The organism is Neisseria sp. P0009.S007, from assembly GCF_051962515.1.
Window position 1 is genome coordinate 1 of the sequence record NZ_JBQCVF010000577.1, and the last position, 975, is coordinate 975.

Annotated in this window: 1 protein-coding gene; it reads right to left on the minus strand. The window is 55.4% G+C overall.

Annotated elements, in window-relative coordinates; translation table 11 throughout:
• Nucleotides 1-805, minus strand: an 805-nt coding sequence (locus tag ACTHS3_RS14915; RefSeq protein WP_440368361.1) for a PHP domain-containing protein, incomplete at its 3' end; no start/stop codon positions are given.
• Nucleotides 806-975 lie beyond the last annotated feature (170 nt).

Sequence of the window (975 nt, forward strand, 5' to 3'; positions counted from 1 at the left end):
GGCATTGTTCGGGTAAGTCGGGGCAGGCGCCGAGTATGCCGCCGCTGAAGTCGTTGGGGCGGTGGAAGTCGCTGCCTGCACTGGCGAGAAAGTCGAAGCGGTCGGCAAGCAGGGCATAGTTGAGGCGGTCGTTTTTACAGCAGTTGCCGCTGTGCACTTCAATCCCTGCGCCGCCGAGATTTTTAAATTCTTGGAACAGGTTTCGTTTGGCGGTGGCGGATAATTCATAGCGCATTGGGTGGGCGATAATGGCCATGCCGCCCGCGCCTGTAATCGCGGCTACGCAGTCTTCCAGTGTGGCCCATTCATGTCTGACGGAACAGGATTTACCGTCGCCCAGATATTTGGTAAATGCCTGCTGTTTGTTTTTAACATGGCCTTCGCGGATGAGGAATTCGGCAATGTGGGTGCGGCTGGCCATTTCTTTGTTGGCGGCCAATGCCAGCGCGCCTTCATACGCGCCTGTTATGCCTTTTTTCTCCAGTTTTGCCGCGATGGCTTCCAATCGTTTCAGACGGCCTTTACGGACTTCGGCAAGCAGGTTTTGCAGGGTTTCGTTGTGTTCGTCAAAGTCCAAACCGACAACGTGGATGGTGCGGCCGCGCCAAGTGACGGATATTTCCACGCCGTTGACGAAGGGGAGGCCGAGGGTATCGGCTTCGGCGCGAGCTTCGGCCAGTCCGCCGGTGTGGTCGTGGTCGGTCAGAGCGAGCAGGGTGCAACCGTTTTGACGGGCGAGTCGGACGACTTCGGTTGGGGAGAGCATGCCGTCTGAAACGGTCGAATGGCAGTGTAAATCAATCATGGTTTTGCTTTGAATTTTCTCAAAAAAGGCCGTCTGAACGTTTCAGACGGCCTTGCTTTAGAACATTAGAACAGAGAGTCCAGTTGTTGTTTGTTATTGTTGCCGGTATTGCTTGGCAGAACTGGGGTTTCGTCTGATTCTTCACGGGCTGGCGCATTGCCGCTCTCGGT